The sequence below is a fragment of the Streptomyces sp. NPDC060209 genome (genome assembly GCF_042728155.1).
Lineage (GTDB): Bacteria > Actinomycetota > Actinomycetes > Streptomycetales > Streptomycetaceae > Streptomyces.
This window is the reverse complement of the sequence record NZ_JBHWZS010000496.1, coordinates 1-3,561: the sequence shown is the minus strand read 5'-3', so window position 1 is coordinate 3,561 and position 3,561 is coordinate 1. Positions and strand designations below refer to the sequence as shown.

General features: G+C 71.3%; 2 protein-coding genes. One reads left to right on the top strand and one right to left on the bottom strand.

What is annotated here, in order from left to right; translation table 11 throughout:
• Positions 1 to 26 precede the first annotated feature (26 nt).
• Entirely contained in the window at positions 27 to 2,462 is a 2,436-nt protein-coding gene (locus ACFWFI_RS41700; protein ID WP_387401021.1) for a GH92 family glycosyl hydrolase, read from the bottom strand.
• Positions 2,463 to 2,688: 226 nt separating this feature from the next.
• Here ACFWFI_RS41700 and ACFWFI_RS41695 point away from each other — a divergent pair, with 226 nt between their 5' ends.
• Entirely contained in the window at positions 2,689 to 3,420 is a 732-nt protein-coding gene (locus tag ACFWFI_RS41695; RefSeq protein ID WP_387401019.1) for a VOC family protein, read from the top strand.
• Positions 3,421 to 3,561 lie beyond the last annotated feature (141 nt).

Genomic DNA, 3,561 nt, shown 5'->3' with positions numbered 1-3,561 from the left:
GTCCCGGGACAGGACCAACTGGTGTGCTACTGCGGAAGACTCGCAGGTCCAGTGGCCCAGGACGTGTTCGGCCGGTCGGCGAGCCGGTAGGTCAACGACCCCCCTCGTGTGACGAGTCGGGCGTCCGTCCAGGACCTGTCACTCGCCCGTCCGTCGACCTTCACCGCGTCGATGTACGGATGTGTCGCATCGGCCTGCGGGGCGCTGATGCGGATGTCGCCGCCCCGCGATCGGTTCAGCACTGCGGACGGGAAGAGCGGCGCCCCCAGCAGCATGGTGGCGCTGCCCGGCGTCTGCGGATAGAGGCCGAGGGCCGAGAAGACGTACCAGGCCGACATCGTGCCGAGGTCGTCATTCCCGGGCAGGCCGCGCGGGCCGGTCCCGTAGACCGTGTTCACGATCTCGCGTACGGTCTCCTGGGTCTTCCACGGCTGACCCAGCGCGTTGTAGAGCCAAGGGGCGTGGATTCCGGGCTCGTTGGTGGGGTCGTAGCGCAGCGCGTCGCCGCCCTTGACCGACCAGGAGCCGTCCGCCTTGTGGAAGAAGGCGTCCAGCCGCTCCGCCGCGGTCTCCCGGCCGCCCATGGCGTCGGCCAGGCCCTGCACGTCCTGCGGGACCATCCAGGTATAGGTGGCGCTCGTTCCCTGCGCGAAGCCCTTGTCGCTGCCGGGGCTGAAGGGGGTCACCCAGGAGCCGTCGAGGTTGCGTGCCTGGATGTAGCCGGTGGTCCCGGCGCCGTCGCCGGCCTCGGAGTTGAACACGTTGCGCCACCAGAGGCCGCGCTCCTCGAAAGCGTCCGCCTCCTCGTCGCGTCCGAGCAGCCGCGCCCAGCGGCCGAGCGCCGCGTCGGCGACCGCGTCCTCCAGGGTCTCGGCGGCACCTCCCCAGCAGTGGCAGACGTCCTGGGCCGCGTAGTGGGATTCCAGGTACTGGGCGAGGTTGGGCCGCTGACCGGTGCACTGGCCGGGGCATCCCGCGTCGGAGAAGCCGTCCGGGTGGGGCACCGTGGCCTGGCGGGCCAGGGATTCGAAGGCGCCCTCGTAGTCGAAGTTGCGTACGCCCATCGCGTAGAACGTGGCGAGAGTGGCGGCGGTGGGATCGCCCGTCATCACGTGCGTGGCGCCGTTCACGTGCACCCAGCGGTCCCAGACGCCGCCGTTCTGCCGGGCGAAGTTGTACAGCGACTGGGCGAAGTCCCCGGCGATCTTCGGTTTGAGCAGGGCGAGGAGCTGGATCTGGGCGCGGTACTGGTCCCAGCCGGAGAAGTTGCTGTACTGCGCCTTCTGACCGCGTGTCACGCGGTGCGGCTTCCCGTCCATGCCGGGGTAGCGGCCGTCGGTGTCGCTGATCAGATTCGGCTGCATCAGCGAGTGGTACAGCGCCGTGTAGAACGAGGTGCGCTGCGCGTCGCTGCCTCCGCCGACACTTACGGAGGTGAGCTCGCGGTCCCAGGCGGCGGATCCCGCGCGGGCCACGTCGTCGACGCTCGCCCTCGGCGCGATCTCCTTGCGGAGGTTGGCCTCGGCGCCCGCCTGGCTCACGTAGGAGATCCCGATCCGCATGCGTACGTCGTCGTCGGCCGCGGTGTCGAAACCGACCCAGCCTCCGGATCCCCGTCCGGCTCGATCCGCCCCGGTCGCGTATCCCTCACCTCCGCTTCCGCTGGTGGCGCCCGGCGTGAGGGTGCCGTCACGCCAGGTGCCCGTGGAAGCGAAGTCACGGTCGAAGGACGCGCTGAAGTAGAGCCGGTAGTAGCTCTTGCGGTTGTTGGTACCACCGTTGGCGCGCCGGCCGCAGAACGCCCCGGTGAGCACCGAACCGGTCACCTTGCGGTGCGCGGTGTCGATCTCGATCTCGGCGTCCTCGCTGCCGTTGAGGGAGTTGGACACACGGAAGAGCAGGTTGGCGGGCTTGTCCGCCGGGAAGCTGAAGTCGGCTACGCCCGCACGCTCGCTCACGGCCAGGTCGGCGGTGGCGCCGGAGTCCAGCCCGACGGTGTAACGGCCGGGCACGGCACGCTCGTTGTCGTGCGAGAAGCCGGAGGCGTAGACCGCGTCCTTGGTGTCCGCGGACGGCGAGGAGGTGACATCGCCGACGAACGGCATGATCGGCACGTCACCCGCGGCGCCCGGGTTGCACCCGGCACCGTTGACATGGGTGAGGCTCAGCCCGCGCATGCGGGTCACCCCGTACTCGTAGCCGTTGGCCGCCCCGGTGCTCGTCTGGTCGCCCGTGGTGCTGGTCGGCGACCAGGCGATCATGCCGTACGGGCGGACCGCGCCGGGATAGGTGTTGCCGCCGTTCGCCGTACCGATCATCGGGTCCACATAGGCGGTGGGACGCGCGACGAGCGCGTCGGCCTGGGCGGCCGGCGGCATGACGGCGCCTGCGAGCGCGCCGGTGACGACGATCGCGGCGGCCCGTGCGGCGAGACGCCGGGCCGCGGACGGTCTGGAGGGCATGTTCTCGGATACCTCCGGCAGAGATGGACAACGTTGTCAACACCGCTTGGTACACGGCGCGGACAGGTTGATCGATTCGCCGCCGAGCGTAGATCCCCACGGCGTGCGAGGGAATGCCACGGACGGACCCGACCGGTGAACGAGTGGTGAACGGGCACCCGGACCCTGGGCTCTGACACGATGAAGGGCGCCCGGGGGGCGCACCGAGCCGCAGCAGAGGAGCACCGTGATCCGCTGGACGTACGCCTTCATCGACCGCCCGACGGCGACAGCCGACCGCGCCGCCACCTTCTGGAACGCGGTCACCGGCACCCGCGTCTCCGCGCCGTGGGGCGAACGGGGCGAGTTCACGACGCTGCTCACCGACGGGGCCGACGCCTGCCTGGCGGTCCAGGCCGTCGGCGGGCCGGGCGGCGCACACCCGGACTTCTCGGTCGAGGACCCGCCCGCCTTCACCGCGCGGGCGACCGAGCTGGGTGCCGTGGTGGATGCCCGGCACCCCGAGCTGACGGTACTCCGCTCCCCCGGCGGCCAGCCGTTCTGCGTGGCGCCCTGGCGGGGTCAGGTGACCCGGCCGGCGGTCCTCACCGATCCCGGCGGTACCGCGAGCCGGCCGGACCAGATCTGCCTCGACGTGTCACCGGCGGCGTTCGGGGCCGAGGTCGATTTCTGGACGGCACTGACAGGCTGGGACTCCCGTCCCGGCGCCCACCAGGAGTTCCACGTTCTCCGCCCGCTCCGGGACCTGCCCGTCCGCCTGCTGCTCCAGCGCCTGGAGGAGCCGCGCCCCGCCTCGGCACATCTGGACGTGGCCTGCTCGGACCTCGTCGCCGGCCGGGCCCTGCACGAACGGCACGGCGCCGAGTTCGTACGCGACGGAGACGGGTGGACGGTGATGCGGGACCCGTCGGGCGGCATCTACTGCCTCACGGGCCGGGATCCCGTGACGGGCGAGTAGGGGCGGCCTCCCGCCGGCTCACGCGATCGGCGTTCCCTGGCCGCAGCACGCCTGGGGTCTTTCGTTTGGATCAGGCCGGATCAGTGAGCGGGGTCCGGTGCCGTGGATCGCAAGGCGAAGGAGGGAGGCACGGCGGAGCCA